This window comes from Streptomyces sp. TLI_053 (assembly GCF_900105395.1).
In the GTDB taxonomy this organism is placed as follows: Bacteria; Actinomycetota; Actinomycetes; order Streptomycetales; family Streptomycetaceae; genus Kitasatospora.
The window spans coordinates 341,044-364,547 of sequence record NZ_LT629775.1 but is presented as its reverse complement, the minus strand read 5'-3'; the positions used below and the strand labels follow the sequence as shown (position 1 = coordinate 364,547).

Sequence of the window (23,504 nt, the reverse complement as noted above, 5' to 3'; positions counted from 1 at the left end):
GGGACGGTCACCCGGCGCGCATGTACGGGTGGTCGTGCTGCCGCACGGCGACCGCCTGCGCCCGCTCGCGGGCGTACGCCCGCAGCAGCGCGTCCAGCCGGTAGCGGCCCCCCGCCGGCTCACCCAGCAGATTCGCCTCGACCAGGGCCTCCAAGGCCTCCTCGGCCTGCGCCTCGGAGCAGCCGAACATCACCGCGACCTTGCTGCTGGAGACCGAACGCGATCCGGTGGCCCCCAGCGCGCTGAACACCTCGGCCGGGTCGACCCCGGTCCGGGCCGTCCGCCGGAGCCCGGCGACCTCGGCGTCGAAGCAGGACCGGACGCCGAGGTCGCCCGCGCTCAGTTCGTCCAGCAGCCGCGGGGCGTCCGTGAGCCGCCGGGCGAAGTGCCCGATGGTCCAGTGCGGGCGCTCCAGCAGCCTGGTCCCCGCGATCCGGATCGCCAGCGGCAGGCCCGCGCAGACCGTCAGCACCGAACGGGCCGACCGCGGTTCGGCACCGATCCTGGCCGGGCCGACGATGCTGCCCAGCAGCTCCAGCGAGCCGGCCTCGTCCAGCGGGTCGAGCACGAGCGGGGACGCCCCCTCCAGATCGGCCAGCCGCCGTCGGCTGGTCACCAGCAGTCTGCTGCCCCCGCTGCCCGGGATCAGCGGCCGCACCTGCGCGGCGCTGGAGGCGTTGTCGAGCACCACCAGCAGACGGCGGCCCGCGGTGAGCGAGCGGTAGAGGCTCTCCCGTTCCGACTCCTCCCCGGGTATCTCGTCCCGGGGAACACCGAGGTCCGCCAGGAACCGCGGCAGCACCGCCCGGGCGGTCAGCGGCCGCTCGGCCCCGCCGAGATCCGCGTAGAGCTGGCCGTGCACCGAGGAAGCGCGCACGGCGTGCGCCGCTTGCAGGGCCAGCGCGCTCTTGCCGACACCGCCCCGGCCGGTCACCACCGCCGTCGCCACCATGCCCGCAGGCATGGTGGCGGTCGTCAGGAAGTGCTGCAGCCGCGCCAGCGCACCGGAGCGTGCCGCCAGCGGCAGCGGAACCGAGGGCAGCTGCGCCGGGCTCGGCCAGCGGGAACTCTCCCAGGCGGCGGCCGGCGCCGGCGCGACGGCCGCCGCCTGGGCCTTCGCGGGCTGCTCCAGCGGGTCGGGCGCGCGGGGCCGGTCGTGGGCCGAGAGGATGTGCTGGTGGACCTCGCGCAGATCGCTGCTCGGCTCGGCGCCGAGCTGCTCGACGAGCAGCGCCCGGGTGCGCTGGTAGAGGTCCAGGGCCTCCGACTGCCGTCCCGAGCGGCTCAGTGCCAGCATCAACTTGCCCGCCAGGGCCTCCCGCAAGGGGTGCTTGCGTACCAGCCGCACCAGCTCCGGCACGACCTCGGCGTGCCGCAGCAGCGCCAGCTCCGTGTCGAACCGCAACTCCATGGTCTGCAGGCGGAGCTCCTGGAGGTAGCGGCCCTCGACGTCGCGCAGCGTCTGCGACGGGATGTCCGCCAGCGGCTCCTCGCGCCACAGGGCGAGCGCCCCGGCCAGCTCGGCGGAGGAGCCCTCCAGATCTCCGCGCTCGGCGAGCTCCGCCGCGCGCCGCCGGTGGGCCGTGAACTGCCCGAGATCGCTCTCGTGCTCGCCGAGTTCGAGGAGGTAGCCGGGTGCCCGGGTGAGGATCCGGGCGGAGGCGCGCTCGCCCAGCGACTGCCGCAGGCGCATCACATAGGTGCGGACGGTCGCGGCCGCACTCGGCGGCGGGGAGCCGTCCCAGACGTACTCGGCGATCCGGTCGACCGAGATCACCCGGTTGGCGTTGAGGAGGAGCGCTGCCATGACCACGCGCTGCCTCGGCGCCGACACGTGCACCTCGCACGCGTTCAACCGGACCGAAAGCGGGCCCAGCAACAGGAAGTTCAAGGGGGAGTCCTCTTCGTCGTACGACCGGCGGGCAAGACTGCCTACAGCCTCTTGGGCGACCGTGTACGGGTCAACGCGGTCCCGTCGGGTCTAGGTGTATTCCTAGAGCGCAGGTCTTGTGCTCCTGCCGGGTTTACGCTGCGCGGTACCGTCACGGCGGTCACGACCGGGCCGCCCGCCACGGCCCACCGGCCGGTGAAGCCGCTCGCCACCGCACCGTCGCCGACCCCGCGGCCCGCCACGGGGTGCCGTCGCCTCCTCGGCCGGATCCGCGGTGCACGGTCCTGCCGGACTGTCACCGCCGAGCCGGAGCCGAGCGAATCCCACAGGATTGCCCCGCGCCGCAACGCTCCGCTCCCGTCATTCACCGAAGCGACGGCCCGAATTGAATCCGGACCCGAGTGGCCGGATTCGTACCGATGCGCACTTGCTGACATTCCGAGTGGCATGGCAGGCTGTCATATGCGCTGTCCGTGACTCGCCGATCGCCGCCGGTCACCGTCGCTCGGAGCCTCCCGTATCACCGCGTAACAGGCGGTCCGCCGGTGCGGAGGACGTCCCGCGTGGTCACCACACCCTGCCCGCCGGCACTGCGCGGATTTCGAGAAAGGAATGTAAGGCCGACATGACCTCCCCCTCCTTGGACAGCGACCTGTGGTGCCGTCGCTTCCATCCCTCGCCGACGGCCGCACGCCGACTGGTCTGCTTCCCGCACGCCGGCGGCTCGGCGAGTTTCTACTTCCCGGTGTCCGCCGCACTGAGCGGCCCGGTCGACGTCCTGGCCGTGCAGTACCCCGGCAGGCAGGACCGCCGGGAGGAACCCGGCGTCCAGGACCTGCACCGCACGGCCGACGAGGTGGCCGAGGCGCTGCGCCGCCGGGACGACCTCCCGCTGACCCTCTTCGGACACAGCATGGGCGCGCTCGTCGCCTTCGAGGTGGCCCGGCGGATCGAGCGCGCGGGAGGTCGGATCGAGCACCTCTTCGTCTCCGGCCGCAAGGGGCCTTCCGCGGACGGGCCCGGGCCCTCGCACCCGCTCGACGACGAGGGCATCCTGGCCGAGGTCAGGGCCATGAGCGGCACCGACGCCCGGTTCCTGGAGGACCGGGAACTGCTGGGGATGGTGCTGCCCGCGCTGCGCGGCGACTACCTGGCCCTGGGGGCCTACCGGGCCGACCAGGACGCCGCGGTGGGCTGCCCGCTCACCGCGGTGGTCGGGGACCAGGACGCCTGGACACCGGTGGCCGAGGCCGGGCACTGGCGCGACCGCACGACGGCCGCGTTCGACCTGAAGGTCTTTCCCGGCGGGCACTTCTACCTCAGCAGCCGGGCGGACGAGGTGACCGGCATGCTCCGCGACCACCTCGCCGGCACACTGCGCACCTGAGAGCACCGACGACAGGGAAGGGGGGCGGAAGTGACACCGTCAGCGACCTCCGAGGAGACCAAGCCCGCCCGGCGGCCGCCGCGGTCCGGGCCCGCCGGCCACGCCCGTCCGGCGGGCGGGGGCTCTGCCGGAGGCGGGGGCGTGCGGCGGCTGACCACCGTGGACGCCCGCATCCTGGAAGGTGTCGCGGTCGGCACCTCGACCGTGCAACTGGCGGCATCGCTCTATCTGAGCCGGCAGGGCATCGAGTACCGCGTCGGGCTGCTGATGCGCCGTTTCCAGGCCGCGAACCGGCCCGCCCTGGTCTCCCGGGCGCACTCCCTCGGAGTGCTGAGCGTCGGGGCATGGCCACCCCGCGTCCTCCCGGAATTCCTCGAGTCCTAGCCGAGGGCGGGGCACGCCGTTCTCCCGCCCTCGCGGGCCCGCTCCGGAGGACGGGCCGAAAAGAAATCAGTTCCGAAGGCGGGGAGCGACGCGGACGATATGCCGCCGGATATCTTCCGGGGCCTGGATATCGTATCGATATCGCGCGACGAGACATGTTCCCGCGCGTCCGGTCGAACGGCGGATTCTGCGGCATTGTGTCTGCCGGGCCCCGCTTCTGCCGCACCGTGTCCGGGCCGCACCACCGACCCCTCCTTTCGCACCGGTGCCCGTCCTCCCGAATCCCTCGTGGAAAGGCTCACTCATGACCGCCCTCACCGGACAGCACGAGAACGGCCGGCACGTGAACAGCCCGTCGGAACGGGACCCGGACCCGCACGAGAGCGACCTGCGCCGGATCCACGCCCTGATCCTGGCGGCGGACGGGCCCGAGGAGCAGCTCGCGGCGGTGATCAGGTCGGCGGGCGCCGAGCGGACGGCCGCCGCCCTGGTGGACGAACTGGCCGGCCGGGCCGACCTGAGCGAGCAACTCGCCGCCGCGGCGGTGGTGGTGGAGTTCGAGCTCGCCTTCGACGGCCAGGTGCTCCGGCATCACCTGCTGACCGGCCCCAAGGCCGAGCACCGCGCCGGGCCGGCCGAGGAGCCCGGTGCCACCGTCGCGCTGGACCTGCTCGACCTGGCCCGCGCCGTCTTCGGCGCCCGGCACACCGCGGGCCACCGCGCGCCCGTGATCACCTGGCACGGTATCGAGGACCCGGCCCGGCTGGTGTCCGTGCTGGCGGCCTTCCCGGTGGTCCAGCAGCTGCTCCGCGGTCTGACGGAACAGCCGGTCGACCTGGCCGAGTTGTCGCTGCGTCACGGTTCGGACAAGTGGGGGCTGCACTACTACACCGATCACTACGCCCGGCACTTCGCCCCGCTGCGGGACCGGCCGCTCACCGTCCTGGAACTGGGGATCGGCGGCTACGCGGACCCGGCGGCCGGCGGTGGCTCGCTGCGGATGTGGAAGCGCTTCTTCCGGCGGGGCCTCGTCTACGGGGTCGACGTGTACGACAAGACGGCGCTGCGCGAGCAGCGGATCCACACCGTCCGGGGCGACCAGGCGGACCCGGCCTTCCTCACCGCGCTGGCCGAGCGGATCGGGCCGATCGACATCGTCATCGACGACGGCAGCCACCACTGCCCGGACGTCATCGCCGCCTTCGGTGCGCTCTTCCCGCACGTGGTCCCGGGCGGGCTCTATGTGATCGAGGACCTGCAGACCTCCTACTGGCCGGGCTTCGGCGGCAGTTCGGAGCGGCTCGGCGACCCGACCACCAGCATGGGCTTCCTCAAGCAGCTGCTCGACGGCCTCAACCACGAGGAGCACGAGCCGACGACCGCGCACCGTCCGAGCGGGACCGACCGGACGCTGGCCGGCGCGCACTTCTACCACAACCTGGCGATCCTCGACAAAGGCCGGAACGAGGAGGGCACCCTCCCCGCCTGGATCCCGCGCCGGGAGCTGAGCGCCGAGGAGATCGCGGCCGCCCGGCAGGCCGCCGAGCAGCAGTTCGAGCAGCAGTCCGAGGCCGGCCCGGACAAGGACCACAGCTGAGCCGCGCCCCTGCCGCGCCGCTCCTCCTTCCCCGTTCCACTCCCTCGTTCCTCTTCCCGATACCGACGGAGTCGCAGTGAGTCACATCCTGATGGTCAACATCCCGACCCACGGCCATGTCTTCCCCACTCTGGCGGTCGTCGGTGAACTGGTGCGCCGAGGGCACCGGGTCACCTACGCGGCGGTCGACGACTTCGCCGAGGCGCTGGCCGAGGTCGGCGCCGAGCACCTGCGCTACGACTCCACCCAGCCGCTGGAGAGCGTGGGCGGCCCCGACAACGGGCGCGCGCCGCTGGTCTTCCTGGACGAGAACATCGCCGTCCTGCGCGCGGTCCAGGAGCGGTTCGGCCAGGCCGGGCCCGACGCGGTGGTCTACGACGCCGTGGCGTTCCAGGCGGGCCGGGTTCTGGCGCACACCTGGGGGATCCCGGCCGTCCAGTCGACGCCGTTCTTCGCCTCCAACGACACCTACTCCTTCGTGCAGCAGATGATGGAGGCGGACGGTGCGGTCCCGCTCACCGAGGAGGTGCTGGTCGAATTCGGGGTCCGGATGGCCGAGTTGCTGGCCTCGCACGGCGTCGACGAGCCGGTGCAGGAGTTCATGACGCGCACCGAGCGCCTCAACATCGTCCATGTGCCGCGGTTCTTCCAGCCGCACGGCGAGAGCTTCGACGAGCGCTTCGCCTTCGTCGGGCCGTGTCTTGCGGAGCGCTCCTTCCTGGGGGAGTGGCAGCCCCCGGCGAGCGGCCTGCCGGTGGCGCTGGTCTCGATGGGGACGGTGCACAACCGGCATCCGGAGTTCTTCCGGCTGTGCGTGGACGCCTTCGCCGAGCTGCCCTGGCACGCCGTCGTCTCGGTCGGCGGCGGGATGGACCCGGCCGACCTCGGTCCGTTGCCGGACAACGTCGAGGTCCACCGCTGGGTCCCGCACCTGGCGGTGCTCCGGCACGCTCGGCTGGTGATCACCCACGGTGGCGTGGGCGGCGTGCTGGAGGCCCTGGACGCCGGCTGCCCGATACTCGGAGTGCCGTCCTGGCCGGACGTCGCCGCCAACACCGCGCGGGTGGCCGAGCTGGGCCTCGGCCGGGAACTGCTGCCGGCGCAGGCCGACGTGAGCGTGCTGCGGGCCGCGATCACCGAGGTGGCCGCCGACGAGGCCGTGCGGGAGCGGGTCGTCGAGGCGCAGCGGCTCGTCCGGGCGGCCGGCGGTGCCACCCGCGCGGCCGACGAGATCGAGGCCTACCTGAAGCGCACGACCTGATCCCACCACAGGGGTACGGCCCCGCCACCCCCGCGTTCGCACGTGGGGCGGCCACGGTCCCGGGCGGTAGGAGTCCCGGGCGGGGGTGCGGGGGGTCACGGTCGGGGTTCCGGGCGGTCGGGGGCGCGGTCGTCGAGGAGGGCCCGGCCGAGAGGGGTGAGGGTGTGCCGGACGCCCGGCCCGGTGCGCTTGGTGGTGAGGAGGCGGGCGGTACGCAGGACGCTGAGGTGGTGGCTCGCGGTGGCGGGTGAACAGCCGCTGCGGCGGGCGAGTTCGGCGGTGCCCGCCGGGTCCGCTGCCGCGCCCAGCACACGGGCGCGGGTCGTTCCGAGCAGGGCGTCGAGCGTGCCGGGCGGCCCGTCCTCGGCGGCGGAGGAGCGGATCGCGCGGCAGGCGGGGAGGTCCGGGGCGAGGGGGTAGTGCAGGACGAGCGGGTGGTCGAGGCCGCGGTTGTCGGTGAGCGCGAGCGGTTCGGGCCAGAAGAAGGTGGGGACGAGCACGACGCCGGCGCCGCGCAGCCGCAGGTCGGCGTCGACGGGAGAGGGCAGCGTCAGCACCGGTGACTGCCAGCCGATGTCGGGGTGGAGGCTGCCCAGCAGTGCATCCAGACCGCGGTCGACGGCGAGGGCGGCCCTGCGGGCGCGTTCGGTGTGTGCGGCGGCCAGCAGCTGCGACCAGTACGGCGCGACGGCGAAGGCGTGGTACTCGCGCAGCCGGCGGTCGACCGTCGCGCGCATTTCGCTTTCGCCGCTGCGCAGTTCGTGGACCCAGCGGGGTGCGCGGGGGCGTGTTCCGCTGAGGACGCGCAGGTCGGCGCTCCACCGTCGGCCGGGCAGCGACCAGATCTGCTCCAGGCTCTCGGACAGGGTGCGGCTGCGGGCGTGCAGGAGAGCCTCCGCGGCCTCCGCCACCCCGAGCGGCGTGGCCAGGTCGAACAGCACCCGGTGTTCGGGGCGCATACTGCCACGGGTCCTGCTGCGCCACCCCTCCAGCAGCACTCCGCCCGTGTCGCGGGTCTGCACCAGCGACAGACTCAGCATCGACTCCGCGAGCGGATCGGGTGCCCGCGCGATCCGGACCCTCGTCAGGTCGTCGTGGGTGAAGTGGATGCGCAACAAGTCCTCCCCCTTCCCCAGGACGTCTGCCGCGTTCCGGCCGCGCCGCTCCCGCCGGGCCGCCCGGCGCGATGGGGGGGGGTGCCGGGCGGGCCGGTTCAGCGCAGCACCTCCAGCTCCGGCCAGTGGTCGCCGGGCCGGTCCAGGAGGTCGGTGGGCCGCCCCGTGAGGTACCGCGCGAAGAAGGCGGCGACGACGGTGCGCTGGGCGGCCAGGGAGCGCCGGGGGTCGACGGTGCCGATGAGTCCGGCCACGTCGGGGACCGGGAGGCGGCGGACGAGCTGGGGCAGGAGGACCTGGAGGTCGGTGTACGAGCCGTGGGCGGCGTTCCGCAGCCGCAGCGCGTGCCGGGGGCCGGTGGACGCCGCCCAGCAGGAGGCCCAGCTCGGTTCGGTGCGCAGGGTCTTCGTACCGGAGGCCATCAGCAGGAAGGGCTTGGCGAGGCCGCTGTCGGCGACGGGTCCGAGGAGGGCGCCGTCGAGGTCGGCCGCCGCGCGGACGCGGGGCTCGTCGTGGGCGAGCTGGGCGGCGACGGAGCCGCCGAGGGACTGCCCGAGCACGCCGGTCCTGGCCGGGTCGGCGGCTTCGGCGAGCCCGTCCGGGAGCGGGTCGGTGCCGGTGTCGGGGCGCTCCCCGCGGGCGAGCCGGTCGAGTGCGCCGAGGACGAAGCGGGCGTCGGCGAGGCGGGCCCGGGAGTGCCCGGCGAGGAGGGCGGCGACGACCTCCGGGGTGAGGTCGTCGGGGAGCGGGAGGGCCCGTTCGACCCGGCCGCCGGGGAACTCGACCTGTTCGGCCTCGTACGTGGAGTCGAGGGCGACGACGAGGTGGCCGCGGCTCGCCAGCTCCTCGACCAGGGTGGTGCCCAGGGCGCGCGAGCCGCCGTCGCCGGAGGAGAACAGCACCACGGGCAGCCGGCCGGCACGGCGGGCGACGGGCGCGCCGGTGCGGGCGTGGGTCCTGATCCCCTGCCAGTCGGCGGCGCCGGCGGGGACACCGAGGGCCGGTGCGGAGTGCGCGTCCCAGTCGGCCGCCGCGGCCGGGGGCAGCCAGGAGGCCGTCGGGTGGCCAGCGCCGGGTTCCGCCGGGTACCAGAGGCCGGCCATGAGCTCCCGGTACGGCTTGGCGGGGAGAAGGGGGTCGGGGCGGCTGTCGTCGACCAGGTGCAGCGCGACGGTGCCGACGGGCCAGGGCCCGGTGGGGGCGGGCAACTGCAGCGGGACGGGGGTGCCGGGGGTTGGCACGGGGCCGGCACGCCCGTCCGGAGCGGGGGCGGCCGGGCGGTTCCCGGGGGCCGGGGCGGCGGCGGTGGCGAGCACGGCGGCGCCGAGCGTGCCGAGCAGGGCGCGGCGGGTCGGGGGCATGGGCGGGCTCCTTCGGCGGGTGCGGCTGCGGGGTCACCACCAGGGTTTCGCCACCGGGGGTGCGGGGCGCCCTGCCGGGGGACGATCCCACCGGTGGCCGCGGGTCGCCCCGGGGTGCGTCGGCTCCTTCGCTCGGAGGAGGCCCCGGTGTCCCGGGGTCTCCCCGGCCTCCGCCGGTGGGCGGACGCCTTCGCGCGCGCGGAGGCCCTACCGTTGGGCTCCGGCGAGGACGCCGGACGACGCGGACGCGAGGACGGACACGATGACCGAGAGCGGCGCGGTACGGACGGCCCCGCCGGGCGCCGTCGCCCGGCTGCCGGGGCGGGTGCCGCCCCTGGTGGCGGACGCCGCGCTCGCGGCGGCCCTGTTCCTGCTGACGCTCGGGCCGGGGCGGGTGGCGGACGGTACGGGCTTCGCCCTGCAGACCGCTCTGGTCCTCCCGTTGGTGTGGCGGCGGCGGGCGCCCCGGTCCGTGTTCGGCGTGATCGCCGCCGCGGCGTTCGCGCACTGGCTGCTGGGTGTTCAGCTGCCGGCGGACGCGGCGTTGCTGGTCGCCCTCGGGACGGTGACCGCGCGGGCGCCGTCCCGGTCGGCGTGGGCGGCGGGTCTGGTGGCGGTGGCCGGGGCGGTGCTGGCGGCGGCGCGCTGGGCGCCCGAGGGACGGTTCCTCGCCTCGGCCGCCGCGATGACGGCGGCGGTCGCCGCGAGCGCGCTGCTCGGGGCGAACGCCAGGATCCGGCGGGCCGCGCGGGCGGAGCGGCTGGCGCGGCTGGAACGGGACCGCGACGAGCGGGAGCGTCGGGCGGTGGAGGAGGAACGCGCCCGGATCGCGAGGGAGTTGCACGACAGCGTGACGCACGGCCTGTCGGTGGTGGTGGCGCTGGCGGACGCGCTCGGGCACGCGCGGCCGGCCGACGCCTCCGCCGTGACGGCCCGGATCGCGGAGACCGGGCGGCAGGCGCTGACCGACATGCGGCGGGCGCTGGGCCTGCTCCAGTCCGCCGCTCCCGACGCCGGGAGCGACGCCGGTCCCGAGGCCGGGCCGAGGGACGACCGGCGGTCGCCGCCGGGGATCGGGCAGCTCGGGGCGCTGTGCGAGCGGATGGAGGCGGCGGGCCTGGTGACCCGGCTGCAGGTGGACGGCGAGGCCGCCGGGGTGCCGGCCGCGGCGCAGCTGACCGTGCACCGGCTCGTCCAGGAGTCGCTGACCAACGTGCTGCGCCACGCGTCGCAGGGGGCGCGCGCCGAGGTACGGGTGTCCTGCGCGCCGGGGGCGGTCACGGTCGAGGTGACCGACGACGGGCGGGCCGCAGGGACCGGGCGGACGGGATCCGCCGGGTCCGGGCTGGGCCTCACGGGGATGCGCGAACGCGCCGCTGCCTTCGGCGGAGTGCTGGAGGCGGGCCCGCGGCCGGGCGACGGCTGGCGGGTCTTCGTACGGCTGGATCCCGGGGGCACGCCGTGAGCGTCCGGGTGCTGCTGGTGGACGACGAGGAACTGCTGCGGCTGGCGTTCGGCATGATCCTGCGCGCCGAGCCGGACATGGAGCCGGTCGGGGAGGCGGCCGACGGGGCGGCGGCGGTGGAGCTGGCGCGGCGGCTGCGGCCGGACGTGGTGCTGATGGACGTGCGGATGCCGGGAACCGACGGCATCGAGGCGACCCGGCTGCTGCTGCGGGAGGCGCCCGGGACGCGGGTACTGGTTCTCACGACCTTCGACCTGGACGCCTACGCCTTCGAGGCGCTGGGTGCCGGGGCCTCCGGCTTCCTGCTGAAGAACAGCCGGCCGGAGGAACTGCTCGGGGCGATCCGCGACGTGGCCCGGGGGGACGCCGTGGTCTCCCCCCGGGTGACCCGGCGGCTGCTGGACCGCTTCGCGCACCGGCTCCCCGCCGCCGGGGGCGACGCGGAGCGGCTGCGCGTGCTGACCGCGCGCGAGCGCGAGGTCCTGCTGGGGGCGGCCCGCGGCCTGACCAACACGGAACTCGCCGCCGCCCTCGGTCTCGCGGAGCCCACGGTGAAGAAGCACCTCGGCCGGGTCATGGCCAAGCTGGGCCTGCGCGACCGGGTGCAGGCGGTGATCCTCGCGTACGAGTGCGGGCTGGTCGGGCCTGGGTAGGCGCGGACGGCCGCCGGGCAGGGGCCGGCGGCTCAGCGGGCCGGAAGCGACGCGCAGCGGCGGGCCGCCCCTTCGGGGGCGGAGGCCGCGTGCGGGGGCGTGCCGCGTACGCTCGCCACATGTACGAACCGCATGACCAGGGGCAGGGCGACGGCGCGTCGGAACTCGGGCAGTCCGCTTCACCCGCCGATGTCACCGACCCAGGCACGGAGGCCGAAACGGTGATGTTCGTCTGCGCAACGTGCGACGTCCCGCTGACGGGACCGCTCACACGGCTGCCGGCGGTTCCCGAGGCGCCGTACTACGAGTGGTGGGACGCCGACGAACCCGGCCCGTCGCCGCCGACCGTACCGTCGGGCCACTTCGCGATCGAGCCGGAGCCGTACGGTGCACCCCTGGTCGTCGCCGAGGTGCCGGGTCCGGTGATGCCCCGTCACGGCACGACGTACAACGCGGAGGGCAAGCCGCTGGTGTCGCGGGGCCCGAGAGGCAACATCGTCATCAACCCGCACGACGCCCATGGCCTGGAGCTCCGCCACGCGTCCGCCGCATGCTGCGGAGCCACGCCGGACGGCGGCATGAATCAGCAGTGCGTCTGCGGAACCCTGGTCGCCACCCTGTGCTCCGACTGCTGCCTGCCCTACGAGCTCCACCTGTCGGCCGACCACGTCCGCACGGTTCACACCTGAGGCCGGCACCGGCCACTGCCACTTCCGCCGGCACTCACGGCCAGGACCCGCCCACGGAACCGACAGACCCCGTCCGTGCGAGGAGGACATCCCAGAAACCTCGACGTACTCCAGGACCCCCGGTCGACCCCCGCCTGCGCGGCGTGGACCGTTCAGGGCGGGAAGTCGTGCGGCAGGTACTCCCACGGGATACCGGTCCGGTCGACGTAGAGGACCGCGTTCACGATCTCCCGCAGGTCATGGACGCGGGCTCGCCGCGCCGGGGCCGGCGCGGCGAGCCCGCCAAGCTGTGAAGACCGGCTCGATCAGGCTCCAACGGGCATCGGACACCGGGCTCCGTGGTTCGAGGGGCCCTGTGACCGGTCGGTGATCGGACGTACCGGGCCTCACCAGGGGGCGGTGTCCTCCGGCCCCGCCCTCCGGGGCCGGACCCGGATCGCGGGTGCCGTGGTGATCGTGCGGGAGCCGGCGCCCTGCGGTGCCCGGTTGGCTGCGGCGGACGAGGATCTGCTCGGCGGAGTCGCCCGCTGCCCGGCGGCGCGGCACTGTGTGCGGTTCGTGCCGAAGGCGTCAGGGGCGGGCCGGCACGGACCGCAGGAGTGCGGCGGCGGCCCATGCCGGGCCGTGCGGGACCGGACTCGGGCCGGTGCCGAGCGCGGTGGTGCGGCGGCCCTGCCCGGCGAGGAGGGCTGCCACCGCGTGGCCGACGGCGTCGGGGGTGACGGTGTTGGGGTCCAGGCAGTAGCCGGCCCCGGCGCGTTCGGCGTCGTGGGCGATGGCGAACTGGTCGCTGGAGAACGGCAGGACCAGGGCGGGCACACCGGCGTGCAGGCATTCGGTGAAGGAGTTGTTGCCGCCGTGGTGGACCATCGCCGCGGCGTGCGGCAGCAGTTCCTGCTGCGGGATCACCGGGGCGACGTGCAGTCGTTCCGGTGAGGTGCCGCGCAGCAGGGGGTGCGCCGCGACGGCGTCGGTGCGTCGGCCGGCCGCCATGACCACCGAGGCCGGGGTATGCCGGAGGATCCCGGCCGCGGCCGTGGTCAGGACGTCGTCGCGGGCGGACAGGAACGTGCCGAGGGCCAGGAGCACCAGCGGGCGTCCGCCGGTCGTGAGCCGGGCGAGCGCGCCCCGCCAGTGCTCGTCCAGCGGCTCCGGGCCCGTCTCGGGCAGCAGGTGCCCGGCATACAGGGCCCGGGGGCCGGCCGGGGGAGTCGGGAGCCACGGCAGGCGGGGGTAGTTGAAGACGACGGCGTGCGGCGAGCACAGGGCGAAGGCCCGCTCGGGAACGGGCCGCCCCGGGGCGTGGCGGCGGACGACCGCCCGGAACGCCGCGGTGAACGCGGCGTCGTTCGCCGCCGCCGCGGCGCGCAGCCGGTCGAGGTCGGCGGCGGCGGGGCGCAGGGCGTCCGGCCAGACCAGGGGGAGGCCGAAGTAGGCGTCGGGTCCGGTCGGCAGGTAGCTGGGGTGGCCCGGGCAGAAGGTGGCGTAGGGCAGGTCGAGGCAGTGCAGGGCGAGGGTCGCGCTGTAGGAGAGCTGGTCGACGAGGTACCAGTCGGGGCGCAGCCGCTCGTCGAGGGCGGCGAGTTCGCCGAGCAGGTGCTCCGGGTCGGGCAGCATGTCGGCGCGCCGGTGGCGGGCCTGGGTGAGGAGCGTCGCGGTCGGGCCCTGGCGCGTTGCGTCGAGGAACTCGCGCAGGCGCCTGCTCTCCGCCCGGTCCTGCCGGGTCGCCTCGGCGATGCCGGTGTTGGCGTTGCGGGTGACGGCCAGCTCGGTGAATCCGAGCCCGCTGCGGGCCGCGAGGTCGGCGAACGCCGGGGTGCAGGCGAAGTCGACGCGGGCGCCGAGCCCGCTCAGCGCGCGGCCGAGTGCGGCCAGCGGCCGGGCGTGGGAGTGGAAGGGCGGGCTGATCACGACGACGCGGGCCACGGTGTCCTCCGTCGGGGGTGACGCTGCGCATGCGGCCTTCGATGATGCCAGGCGCGGTGCCGCGTCCGGGAAACCGACAGCGGCCGGTTCCGAACGGTTGCGTCACCCGGCTCCGGTTCCGAACCGTTGCGTCACCCGGCTCCGAATCCAAACCGTCGCGCCACCCTGCTCCGAACACGCCGTCGACGGGACGGCGGCACGGGAGGACGCGCGATGACCCACCACCTGACACCGACCGCCGGGGCGGCGCCCCCGCGCGGCGGCCCCGGCGGTTCCGGCGGCCCCGGCGACGCCGGGGTCCTCACCGGGTGGCGCCGGTTCCACTGGGGCCAGGATGTCGGCGCGGTACCGGTCGCGGGCCTGCTCGACCGGCTGGCGCGGGCCGAGTACGGCGGGTCCTGCGGCCGCGCGGACGCGGTGCTGTCCGTCGCCGACCGGCGCACGGCGCGCCTTCGCGGGCTCGCCCGGCGCGACGGCGCCCTCCCGGCGCGGGTCCTGGCGGCAGTCGGCGCGGCGCCCGATCTCCGGGCTTTCGATCGGACCGCTCTCGCGGAAGCCTGGGAGCGCACCGCGCGCCTCGACGCGGGGGCCGCCGCCACCGTCGAGATCCGCCGCCGGCTGCTCGCCGGTCCCGGCTCCGCGGAAACCGGGTTCCTGCTGGACGTGGCCGACGCGAACGGTCTGCGACCGCTCTCCGCGGTCGAAGCCCACCGGCGTCGGCCCGCCGGCCGGCACGCGGCCCACGCGCTGTGGCGCTACCTGTCGGGCGTGCCCGGCGGTCACCTCGTGCTGCCCCACCCGGGCGAGGGCCGGGACGGCTACGAGCAGCTGCTGCTCGCCGCCTGCGCCGAGCGCGTACGCCCCGCAGGCCCGTCGGGCCACCTGTTCAGGGCGGCGTTCGCCGCGCTGGCTGAGCCCGCGCCCGGGTCCTTGGTGGTCGCGCAGTCGATGCTGCTGGGCCGTCCGGAAGAGCCCGGCGCCGGGCTCAGCGGCGGTATGAGCGTCCTGCTGACCGGGCTGGGCCGGGCCCTGACCGCCGAGGCGGGCGTCGCCCGGGTCCTCACCCTCACCACCGCCCGACCCGCGGAAGCCGACTGCGGCGACCTGGTCCGGCCGGCGGGCCGATCACATCTGCTGGTCCGGCTGCCCCTCGACTCGCCGCAGCCACTGGAGCCGCACACCGCTGTCGAGCACCAGGCCGCACTGGCCTGGTGGACCGCCCGGATCCTCGCCCTCCCGGGCGCCCGGCCGGACATCGTCCATGTCAGGTTCGCCGACGACGCCTCGCTCGCGGTCGCCCGCGCCACCCGCCGCCACGGCGCGCGGCTCGCGTTCACCGTCACTCCCGACCCCCACCGCACGATCGACGAACGGCACGGCCGCCTGCCGCCGGAGCACACCGGAGACGCGGCGCTCGCGCTGCGTCTGGACCTGCACCGCGTCTTCGTCGCCGACCGCCTGGTCGCCCGTGCCGATCTGCTGGTGGCCATGCCCACGACACCGGGGCAGGAGCTGGTGGCGCACTTCCCCCAACTGGCGGAGCGCCCGGTCCACGTCCAGCCCGAGGGCATCGCCCCCTTCCGTCCCGAGGCGGGCGACGGTGCGGCGGGCGACCGCCTGCTCGCCCGTCTGTACGGCGGCACCGGCGCGGGCGGCCTCGATCCCGCCGACCGGGAACTGCCGCTGCTGCTGTGCGTCGGCCGGCTCCACCCCGTCAAGCAGCAGGAGCACCTGGTGCGCGCCTGGATGCTCGCGGGCCTGCACCACCGCAGCACCCTGCTGCTGGTCGGAGGGTCTCCCACACACCCGACCCCGGTCGAAGCGGCGGTGCGTGCCCGGCTCGCCGGGCACCTCGCCGCCGATCCGGTCGCCGGGCGACGCGCCGTCGTGTGGCCCGCGCTGCCCAACCGGCAGGTGCGGCTGCTGGAGCGGGCCCTGGCACAGGGTCGGCCGGGATCGGTCCTCTATGTGTGCCCCAGTGCCAAGGAGGAGTTCGGCCTGGCGGTGCTGGAGGCCATGGAGGCGGGCCTCCTGGTGGCCGCGCCGCGGCGCGGCGGTGCCTCCCACTACCTGCGCGACGGTGTCAACGGCCGACTGCTCGACACCGCGTCCGTCGCCCGGCTGGCCGAGGGCCTGTGCTCGGTGCTGAGCACGCCGGTGCCGCAACGACTGGCCATGGCGCGCGCCGGCGCGGCGACGGTGCGCGAGCGGTTCGGCATCGACTCGATGGCCGAGTCCCTGGCCCGGGCCTACCGGGCCGTCTGCGGCCGAACGTCACCATCGGCCCGGCCGGGCCGTTCGGAGGGTGCAGACGGTGACCTGGACGGTCCGCGATGACCGCGGAACCACGGTCGGCCGACCACCGCTGCGATGATCGGCCCGCCGAGGGACCACCGGACCCGTCCGGCCGGTGAACACCCCGGCAGCGACGCCTGCCGCCACCCGCGACGATGCGCAAACGCTGCGACTGGATGCCGCGCACGGACGGGACGACCATGGACCCGTGACCCCGGTGGCGCGACCACAGCCCGTCGGCCACCGACCCGAGCAGACCGAAACACGACCGCCACCGCAGTGCCCGCATTCCGACAGCAGGAGGACGTCATGACCTCCGAGCAACAGAGCCCGGTCATCGAACGCGCCGTGCCCGCGAATCCCCCCACCGAGACTCCCGAGTGCGAGGCCTCCACGTGCTCGGGCATCTCGACCCCGGAGCCGGTCGAGCTTCACGACGCCTGGCCCTCCTGGATCCCACTGGTGGTGATCGCCGTCGTGGTGGTGTGCTGCGTCGGCTTCGCCGTGGGGAGGATCGCCGGATGGTGACACCGCCCTCCGCCCATGATCCACGCCCGCACGCGGCTCGCGCCGCCGCTGCTCCCGACCCTCGGAGGGGTGGGCCCGCCGCCCCGCGCACGGCCCGGCGGCTCGCCGTGTCTCCCACCGCGGCCCGCTCCCGGGCGCGGCGCCGCACGTCGACGCGACCGCGCGGACCCTCCCACGACTCGGACCCGCCCACGGCGCGGACCGGGGCGGGTCAGTCGTCGGGCAGGGTGAAGCAGACCTCGGTGCCGCCGGCCGGTGGGGTCCGCAGCCAGACGCTGCCACCGTGCCGTTCGACGATGCGTCGGACGATGGCCAGTCCGGCGCCGGAGCCGCCGCCCTTCTCGGTGGGGCGGTGCAGGCGCCGGAAGAGTCCGAACACCTCGTCCTGGTGTTCCGGGGGGATGCCGATCCCGTTGTCGCGGACCACGACGACGTCCTGGGCGGTTCCGTGCTCGTCGTCCCGGCGCTCGACATCGACGCACACGAATCGCGGTCCGTCCTCGCGTGCGTACTTGGCCGCGTTGACGAGCAGGTTGACGAGGACGTCCTGGAGCCGGTCGGGGTCGGCGGACACGACCGGCAGGACGCCGCGCACCACGCTGACCCCGTGCTCGGCGAGCCGCTCGCCGGCGATGTCGAGCGCCGCGTCGAGGGCGGTGGCGAGCGGGATCCGGATCCGGTCGAGGCCGACCGCGCTGACCTGCGAGTAGCGCAGCAGCGAGTCGAGGAGGCTGTCCATGCGGGCGGCGAGGCGACGTACGGTGTCCAGTCGCCGCAGGCTGACCTCGTCCAGTGATGCCGCGGCGTCCTCGACGATGAAGATCGCCGCGTTGGAGATTCCTCGCAGCGGTTCCTTGAGTTCGTGGGCGGCGGCATGGGCGAACGCGTCGAGGTCGGCGTTGCTGCGCTGCAGGCGCCGGTTGAAGTCGGCGGTCCAGGCGGAGTGGCGGGCGAGGAGGTCGGCGACCGCACGGGTGGCCTCCCCGGCGCCCGCCCGGTCGGCCGCGGTCCACGGCAGGCTCCGGCCGCGGACCGTGGCACGGAAGACCGCCGAGGATCCGCGGGGCGTCAGCCGTTCGCCGTGCGGTCCGAGCCGTACGGGCAGTGCGGGGTCCGAGGCCCAGCACCGGGAGGTGGGCCGCTCGGTGCGGTACCAGGCCAGGAGGCCGTCACCCAGGGGAAGCAGGAGAACTCCCGCCGGCTCCGGGGCGTCGGCCGTGCCGTCGGTCGTGCCGTCGGCGTGCGGTGCCAGGATCTCGGGGAGCCGGTCGGTGGCCCAGACCTCGCCGGGCCGCAGGTCGGCGGCCAGGGACCGGAGCCGTTCCACCACGGAGCCGGCGACGGCGGGACCCCGAACGGTGGTCGCTCCGTCGTGCACCACGATCGTGCCGTCGGCGTCGACCAGGGCCCCGAGCGCGTCCGCGTGGTCGTGCAGCGATGCCGCGGGGGAGTCGGACAGGTCGGCCAGCAGACGCTCCAGGGCCGCCCGGCGATGTTCGAGTGCGGTGGCCTGTTCGCGGTCGTCGATGGTGGCGAGCTGCACGGACAGGGCGCTTCCGAACAGCTCGCAGGCCGACCGGACGTCGGGGGAGAGCCAGACCGGTTCTTCACCGTGACAGGCGATGAGGCCCCACAGGGTGTCGTCGCGCAGGACGGACACCGACATGGAGGAACGGACGCCGATGTTGCGCAAGTACTCGAGGTGGAAGGAGGAGACGGTCCGCAGCGCCGCGGAGGAGAGGTCGAGCGGACGGCCGGTGGACGGCCGCAGCGGCGGGTCGAGGCCCGCGCCGGGGTCGTCGACGTCGCCGATGACGCGGATCCAGTTGCGCTGGTAGAGCCGGCGGGCCTGCGGCGGGATGTCACTGGCCGGGAACCACAGGCCGAGCCAGGGTTCGAGGTGCGCCGCGGCGTCCTCGGCGACGACCTCGCCGGGGCCGTCCTCGTCCTCGAAGCGGTAGGCGACCACCCGCTGGTAGCCGGTCAGCAGCCGCACTTCCCGTACGGCCGCGGCACAGCAGTCGGCCACCGTGGTGCAGCGCTGGATCCGCAGGAGCGCCTGTTGGACCCTCCGGTGCAGGCCGGGCCGCGCCCGGGAGAGGTCCTGGCAGGGTTCGAGCTCCAGGACGAGCAGCGCGTCTCGGCGGTGTGCGGTGACATCGAAGAGCGCGCCGGACGCCGTGCGCAACGGCTCGGGGAGGAGGGCCGAGTTCTCCCCGGAGCGGACGGTCTCCCGGAGGGCGGCTTCGAGCACGTCGTGGCCGAGCACGTCGTGGCCGAGCACGTCGTGCGCCGGGCGTCCCAGGAGTTGCCCGGCCGTCAGGCCGAGCCGGTCGTGGACGTTGTCGGAGGCGACCCGGACGATGCCGTCGTGCAGACCAACTGCCAGCAGGACGCCGAACGACTGCACTCTGCCCAGGAGGTGGATCGGCTCGCGGACGCACTCGGTGAGATCGAAGCCGCCGCCGGCCGCGCTCTCGGCCGCCCGGGCGCGGGGGGACAGCCAGTCGTCGTCGGCCAAGGGGTGTCCGTTCTCCGGTGCCCCGGGGGCCGAGGCGGCTGGACGGCAACCCTACGCGCCCACGGGCCGGGTGCGGTTCCCGCATGCGGGTTCCGGCCGATAGAGTTCCGAGGCGGTACGTGCCGGCCTTCCAGGACCGGCCGGCCACAAGCATCGACCTCGTGAGCGTCCCCGGAGCCCGGGGCCCCGTGCGGGCGTGCGCGGCAGCGTCGGTGGAGGCCAGGAACGATGATCAGCTCGGACGTGTGGACAGTGGCCGGCGAGAACCTGCCGGCACCACGTACCTCCGGCGCGCCGCGGTCGGACTGGGCCGCCGGGCTCCACCGGATCTGGCTGCGGGCACAGACCACGACCGACGTCACCGGTCTGTCCGACGAACTGTACGACCTGCTGCTGACGGTGCCCCGGGTGACCGTGGTGACCGGCTGCCGATTCTCGTCGAACGGCCGGGCCCTCTACCTGCGCAGCAGCGCCGAGGCCGGGAGCCCTCCGGTCCGTGTCCTCCTGCCCGCCGGCGACGCCTGGAGCCGTGCGGGCGCGCCGCCCGCCCACGGGGAGGTACGCCGGTTCCGCGCGGACGACAGCCACGGCCGCGCCCGCCCCGAACAGCCCGTGTGGGAGGCGGCGTCGGCGACCCACGTGGTGGAGTGCACCCTCCCCCTGGAGGACGGCGACTGGGCCGCGGTCGCGGTCGGCCTCGCGGGCGACGGGCAGGCCCCTCCGGCCCTGCCCGCGATGCTCGGCCAGGTGTGCGACGTGGTGGCGTCCTGCAACACCCGGATCCTGCACGAGCGGGAGAACGCCCGGCGGCAGGCGCGCGACGCCCTGCTCGCCGAGGCCTCGCTGCAGATGGACTCCTCCCTCGACACCGAGGAGACCCTGCAGCGGGTCGCGCGGATGACCGTTCCCGCGGTCGCCGAGGGCTGCCTGGTCCATCTGCGGTACCCCACCGGCTACCGGCTGGTCGCCGCCGCACACCTTGCCGCCGACGCGCGGGAGAGCTTCGAGGCGGCCGGCCGTGATCCGGTCTGGCTCGCCGAAGTCCTGCCGAAGGTGTCCGACCTGCGCGAGGGCGTCGTCCTGACCGGTGAGCAACTCGCGGGAACGCCCTTCGCCGCTCACGGCCCCGCACCCAGCGGGACGGTCACGGTGAACCCGCTGCGAGCGCGCGGCCGACTGCTCGGCACGGTCACCTTCGCCTACCAGCGCGGCGCCGCCGAGATCGCCGGGCCCGCCTTCCTCGCGGACCTGGCCCTGCGGGCCGCCCTGGCCATCGACAACGCGACGCTGTACGAACAGCGGCGGCAGAACGTCAGATCGCTCCAGCAGCACCTGCTCCCGGCCGTCCTGCCCGAGTACCCCGGCCTGGAACTCGCCGCCGCCTACGAGGTGGGCGACGCCGCGCTGGACGTGGGCGGCGACTTCTACGACGCGGTCGCGGGGGCCCGCTCGTTCTCCCTGGTGGTGGGCGACGTGTGCGGGCGCGGCGCGGAGGCGGCGGCACTGACCGGTCTCGCCCGGCACACCCTGCGGACCCTGCTGGAGGACGACGTCGCGCCGGCCGCGGCCCTGACCCGGTTGAACCGCTCGCTGCGCGCCAGCACGTCCTCGAAGTTCGTCACCGCGATCGTCGCGGCCCTCGCTCCGCAGGGCGACGGCTCCTTCGCCCTGCGCATCGCCACGGCCGGCCACCCGCCGGTGCGCGTGCTGCGCGCCGACGGGACCGTCCACTCCCTGAACAGCGCCCCGGGTCCCCTGCTCGGAGTCCTGGACGACTACGCGCTGCCCGAGGCCACGGAGGTCCTGCGCCCGGGCGACACCGCCGTCCTGCTCACCGACGGCATCACGGAGTCCCGGGCCGCCGACGGAGCGTTCTTCGAGGACCGCCTGTCCCGGGTGCTAACCGGCCTGGCCGACCACGGTCCGCGGGAACTGGTGACCGGCCTCGCCCGGGCGGCCCTGGACTTCGGCCGGGGCTGCGCCGACGACATGGCCGTCCTGGCCGTCCGGGCCGGGACGGCGACCAGCCGCGACGAGAGGCGTGCCGAGCGATGACCATGCAGGAGGGCCTGGTCCTGGTCGTCGAGGACTCCGAGGAGGACATCGAGGCCGTGGCCCGCGCGCTGGGCCGCTCGCACCCACTGGTCCGGCTGGAGTTCACCGCCTCCCCCCGGACCGTCGTGCCCCGGCTGCTGGACCCCGGGGCCGAACGGCCCGCGCTGGTACTGCTCGACCTCAACCTCCCCGGCTACAGCGGGCACTCCCTGCTGCGCGACATACGGCTGCGGCCGGAACTCGCCAAGGTGCCGGTGGTGGTCTTCACCTCCTCGACCGCGCCGGCCGAGGTCGAGGACTGCTACGCGGCCGGCGCGGACAGCTACATCTTCAAACCGCTGAACTTCGACCTGTTCCGCACCGTCCTCGGTAGCACGGTCGACTTCTGGCTCGCCGACCGGCCGGTGCCCCGCGACCTGCCCACCGCCTGACCACCCTGCCGTCCCGCGCGCCCGCGTTCCGTTGCAGTGCGGCGTCCGGCGGTCGGCATCCGTTGTCCGTGTACCGGTGGATCATCGGACCGTCGTACGCGCGGGCCCCGTCTCGAAGGGGGAGGGGACGGGGAAGTACTCGCTCAGGAAGCCGGTGAGGGCGTCGTGCTGCGCCTGGGGGGAGATGCGGTCGCGGATGCCGTCGGCGAGGCAGAAGTAGTCGGCCCAGCGTTCCTCGTGGAGGTCTGCGAGGCGGGCGAGGTCCTCGTGGCTGTCCGTGACGAAGTAGCCGCCGTAGAGATGCCCGTCCACGGCGCGCGCGGTCGCGTGGGCGTAGTACGCGGCCAGGGTCACCGGTGCGAGATCGGTGCCGGCCCGGAACGGCGAGCGGACCGTGGCACGAAGCTCGGCCGCGAACCGCTCCGCGCTTTCGGCCATGACGCTGCGGCGCAGCGGGTGGGGGGCGTGTCTGAGGGTGCGGGGGTAGGTCTTGCCGGTCGAGGCGGTCAGGGCCGCGCGTGTGTTCTTCAGGGCGGCGACGTAGACCGAGTCGTCGCTCCGGGCGTCACCGGGGGGAATGATCCGGTCGTCGGGGAAGCACAGGGGCAGGCCGTTGCCGAGGAAGAAGTCCTCGGGCGCGACGGTGCGGCCGAGGAAGACGTCGTCGTTGATGTACAGGAAGTGCTCGGCGAGGCCGGGGATCAGGTGCAGCCGGCTCTCGATGGCATGGGAGTTGAACACGGGCCCGGCGTCGGTGCCGGCGAACAGGTCCCGGTGCGGGACGACGGTCAGGCCGGGCCGGTCGGTGTCGAGCCACGGAGGCGTCTGGTCGTCGGTGATCAGGTGGACGTGGCGGATCCAGGGAGCGTGCGCGGCCAGTGCGCGCAGACAGTAACGGAGTTCGTCGCGGTTGCGGAAACGCTGGTCGGCGTCACCGGCGATGCCGCTGGCGGCGTCGCCGTCCTCCGGCGCGACCGGTGCGGCCGTGCGGGCGAGGCCGGCCCGGGCGGTGTCACGCCGCCTCTGCCAGGCCGGGTCGGTGTCGTCGACCCAGGTGATGACGGCGTCCACGGGAAAGGCGACGCGGTCCGGCAGGTCGACGGCGAAGGCGTTGACCAGCGGGTACACCTGCCCGCCGACAGCCGTCCTGGCCGTGGCCTCCAGCGAGGGCACCCACCAGCCGAGCGGGGTCTCGTCGATGGAGGCAACGGCCCCGGGGGCCTGCGGGGCAGGATCCCAGAATTCGACGTCGCACGCGGCCTCGGAGCCGTACAGAAGGGTCCCGACCACGGCCGGCCGGTAGATGCGCAGCCCCTTGACCCGGTCCGGCGGGGTCGCACCGGGTTCGGCGTCCAGGAGGTCGCCGGGGCCGGTCGCCTCGCGTTCCACGACCGCGACGGCGGTGCGTACCTGCTCGGCCAGGACGGTGGTGAGCACGCGCCCGTGCTCCAGCAGGTCCGCGTACACGGCCTGCCCGGCGAACGGCACCGAGAGCGCCTCCAGTGCTGCGGAGCGGTCGCCGGCCGCTACGGCCAGGCGGTGACGCCTGCCGCGGTCGGGCACGATGCCGTAGTCGATGCCCGCCGCGCCCAGCGCTCCGGCGACCTCGGCGAGGTTGTCGTCCAGACGCTGACCCGGCAGCCGTATCCGGTCCGCCTGCGCCAACAGCCCGCCGTGACGGACGACACCGGTCAGGGTGGCAGCGAGCTCGGCCTCGCGCTCACGACGCCCCGCGGCCAGCCTCTCGCCCGGTGGGGCAGGTTCCGGGAGTGGAGACGGGGGTTCCGTGGATGCCTGCTCCTGCTCCTGCTCGGGCTCCGGGACTGGTCCGAGGCCGGTGAGCCCGGTGCGTCGCGGGCGGTGCACCAGGAAGGCGAGCCGGCGCACTGCGGTGGTGAGACGGGCCGGGCGAAGGGGCATGGAAAGCTCCAGCGAGGGTGGGGGA

At 74.9% G+C, this 23,504-nt stretch carries 17 protein-coding genes and 1 pseudogene; 11 read left to right on the top strand and 7 right to left on the bottom strand.

The genetic code is table 11. From position 1 onward, the window contains the following. Window positions 1-7: 7 nt before the first annotated feature. Window positions 8-1,834, bottom strand: coding sequence for an AfsR/SARP family transcriptional regulator (locus tag BLU95_RS01410; RefSeq protein ID WP_286158642.1), 1,827 nt, complete (start codon window positions 1,832-1,834; stop codon window positions 8-10). A 682-nt stretch (window positions 1,835-2,516) separates the two neighbouring features. Here BLU95_RS01410 and BLU95_RS01405 point away from each other — a divergent pair. From BLU95_RS01405 to BLU95_RS01390, 4 genes are all read left to right on the top strand, one after another. After that, window positions 2,517-3,278, top strand: a complete 762-nt coding sequence (locus tag BLU95_RS01405; protein ID WP_093858284.1) for a thioesterase II family protein — start codon at window positions 2,517-2,519, stop codon at window positions 3,276-3,278. A 30-nt stretch (window positions 3,279-3,308) separates the two neighbouring features. Then, window positions 3,309-3,662 (top strand): helix-turn-helix transcriptional regulator, encoded by a 354-nt coding sequence (locus BLU95_RS01400; protein WP_093858283.1) that lies wholly within the window; start codon window positions 3,309-3,311, stop codon window positions 3,660-3,662. A gap of 304 nt (window positions 3,663-3,966) precedes the next feature. Further along, window positions 3,967-5,259 carry a class I SAM-dependent methyltransferase gene (locus BLU95_RS01395; protein ID WP_093858282.1) on the top strand — a complete coding sequence of 431 codons (1,293 nt, stop codon included), beginning with the start codon at window positions 3,967-3,969 and terminating at the stop codon, window positions 5,257-5,259. Between the two features lie 76 nt (window positions 5,260-5,335). Beyond that, window positions 5,336-6,520, top strand: a complete 1,185-nt coding sequence (locus tag BLU95_RS01390) for a macrolide family glycosyltransferase (RefSeq protein WP_093858281.1) — start codon at window positions 5,336-5,338, stop codon at window positions 6,518-6,520. A gap of 95 nt (window positions 6,521-6,615) precedes the next feature. Here BLU95_RS01390 and BLU95_RS01385 read toward each other — a convergent pair whose 3' ends face one another. Beyond that, window positions 6,616-7,638 (bottom strand): ArsR/SmtB family transcription factor, encoded by a 1,023-nt coding sequence (locus tag BLU95_RS01385; protein WP_159424711.1) that lies wholly within the window; start codon window positions 7,636-7,638, stop codon window positions 6,616-6,618. Window positions 7,639-7,733: 95 nt separating this feature from the next. Further along, window positions 7,734-8,996 carry an alpha/beta hydrolase family protein gene (locus BLU95_RS01380; RefSeq protein ID WP_093858279.1) on the bottom strand — a complete coding sequence of 421 codons (1,263 nt, stop codon included), beginning with the start codon at window positions 8,994-8,996 and terminating at the stop codon, window positions 7,734-7,736. A gap of 262 nt (window positions 8,997-9,258) precedes the next feature. On the opposite strand from BLU95_RS01380, the gene BLU95_RS01375 reads away from it, so the two are divergent. The 3 genes from BLU95_RS01375 to BLU95_RS01365 all read left to right on the top strand — a co-directional run bounded on the left by BLU95_RS01375 (window position 9,259) and on the right by BLU95_RS01365 (window position 11,803). Continuing rightward, the gene (locus tag BLU95_RS01375) at window positions 9,259-10,461 is read left to right on the top strand and encodes a sensor histidine kinase (RefSeq protein ID WP_093858278.1); all 1,203 of its coding nucleotides are present in this window, start codon (window positions 9,259-9,261) and stop codon (window positions 10,459-10,461) included. Continuing rightward, window positions 10,458-11,114 (top strand): response regulator transcription factor, encoded by a 657-nt coding sequence (locus BLU95_RS01370; RefSeq protein WP_093858277.1) that lies wholly within the window; start codon window positions 10,458-10,460, stop codon window positions 11,112-11,114. The genes BLU95_RS01375 and BLU95_RS01370 overlap by 4 nt, the downstream gene beginning before the upstream one ends. Window positions 11,115-11,233: 119 nt before the next feature. Further along, entirely contained in the window at window positions 11,234-11,803 is a 570-nt protein-coding gene (locus BLU95_RS01365; RefSeq protein WP_159424710.1) for a hypothetical protein, read from the top strand. 158 nt (window positions 11,804-11,961) lie between these two features. Here the strand turns inward: BLU95_RS01365 and BLU95_RS42945 are convergent. Then, window positions 11,962-12,193, bottom strand: a pseudogene (locus tag BLU95_RS42945) (transposase); the annotation flags it as partial. Window positions 12,194-12,373: 180 nt separating this feature from the next. Next, complete coding sequence (locus BLU95_RS01355; RefSeq protein ID WP_093858275.1) at window positions 12,374-13,729, bottom strand: glycosyltransferase; 1,356 nt, start codon at window positions 13,727-13,729, stop codon at window positions 12,374-12,376. A 213-nt stretch (window positions 13,730-13,942) separates the two neighbouring features. On the opposite strand from BLU95_RS01355, the gene BLU95_RS01350 reads away from it, so the two are divergent. Together BLU95_RS01350 and BLU95_RS01345 are read left to right on the top strand one after the other, a co-directional pair. After that, on the top strand, window positions 13,943-16,066 hold the full coding sequence (locus BLU95_RS01350) for a glycosyltransferase family 4 protein (protein WP_093858274.1): 2,124 nt from the start codon (window positions 13,943-13,945) through the stop codon (window positions 16,064-16,066). Between the two features lie 267 nt (window positions 16,067-16,333). Continuing rightward, on the top strand, window positions 16,334-16,552 hold the full coding sequence (locus tag BLU95_RS01345) for a DUF6480 family protein (protein WP_093858273.1): 219 nt from the start codon (window positions 16,334-16,336) through the stop codon (window positions 16,550-16,552). A 211-nt stretch (window positions 16,553-16,763) separates the two neighbouring features. On the opposite strand, the gene BLU95_RS01340 is transcribed toward BLU95_RS01345, so the two are convergent. Then, window positions 16,764-19,073, bottom strand: a complete 2,310-nt coding sequence (locus tag BLU95_RS01340; protein WP_093858272.1) for an ATP-binding protein — start codon at window positions 19,071-19,073, stop codon at window positions 16,764-16,766. A 228-nt stretch (window positions 19,074-19,301) separates the two neighbouring features. On the opposite strand from BLU95_RS01340, the gene BLU95_RS01335 reads away from it, so the two are divergent. Further along, a complete protein-coding gene (locus BLU95_RS01335) occupies window positions 19,302-21,128 on the top strand; it encodes a PP2C family protein-serine/threonine phosphatase (RefSeq protein WP_093858271.1) in 1,827 nt (608 codons plus the stop codon). Continuing rightward, on the top strand, window positions 21,125-21,559 hold the full coding sequence (locus BLU95_RS01330; RefSeq protein WP_093858270.1) for a response regulator: 435 nt from the start codon (window positions 21,125-21,127) through the stop codon (window positions 21,557-21,559). The genes BLU95_RS01335 and BLU95_RS01330 overlap by 4 nt, the downstream gene beginning before the upstream one ends. An 81-nt stretch (window positions 21,560-21,640) precedes the next feature. Here the strand turns inward: BLU95_RS01330 and BLU95_RS01325 are convergent, their stop codons facing one another. After that, window positions 21,641-23,479 carry a stealth family protein gene (locus BLU95_RS01325; protein ID WP_093858269.1) on the bottom strand — a complete coding sequence of 613 codons (1,839 nt, stop codon included), beginning with the start codon at window positions 23,477-23,479 and terminating at the stop codon, window positions 21,641-21,643. Window positions 23,480-23,504 lie beyond the last annotated feature (25 nt).

What these genes read in the sequence shown, in the direction of transcription:
- BLU95_RS01405 (WP_093858284.1), top strand. Translation starts at nt 2,517, where the DNA reads ATGACCTCCCCCTCCTTGGACAGCGACCTGTGGTGCCGTCGCTTCCAT.
- BLU95_RS01395 (WP_093858282.1), top strand. Translation starts at nt 3,967, where the DNA reads ATGACCGCCCTCACCGGACAGCACGAGAACGGCCGGCACGTGAACAGC.
- BLU95_RS01380 (WP_093858279.1), bottom strand. Translation starts at nt 8,996, where the DNA reads ATGCCCCCGACCCGCCGCGCCCTGCTCGGCACGCTCGGCGCCGCCGTG.
- BLU95_RS01375 (WP_093858278.1), top strand. Translation starts at nt 9,259, where the DNA reads ATGACCGAGAGCGGCGCGGTACGGACGGCCCCGCCGGGCGCCGTCGCC.
- BLU95_RS01365 (WP_159424710.1), top strand. Translation starts at nt 11,234, where the DNA reads ATGTACGAACCGCATGACCAGGGGCAGGGCGACGGCGCGTCGGAACTC.
- BLU95_RS01350 (WP_093858274.1), top strand. Translation starts at nt 13,943, where the DNA reads ATGACCCACCACCTGACACCGACCGCCGGGGCGGCGCCCCCGCGCGGC.
- BLU95_RS01345 (WP_093858273.1), top strand. Translation starts at nt 16,334, where the DNA reads ATGACCTCCGAGCAACAGAGCCCGGTCATCGAACGCGCCGTGCCCGCG.
- BLU95_RS01335 (WP_093858271.1), top strand. Translation starts at nt 19,302, where the DNA reads ATGATCAGCTCGGACGTGTGGACAGTGGCCGGCGAGAACCTGCCGGCA.
- BLU95_RS01330 (WP_093858270.1), top strand. Translation starts at nt 21,125, where the DNA reads ATGACCATGCAGGAGGGCCTGGTCCTGGTCGTCGAGGACTCCGAGGAG.
- BLU95_RS01325 (WP_093858269.1), bottom strand. Translation starts at nt 23,479, where the DNA reads ATGCCCCTTCGCCCGGCCCGTCTCACCACCGCAGTGCGCCGGCTCGCC.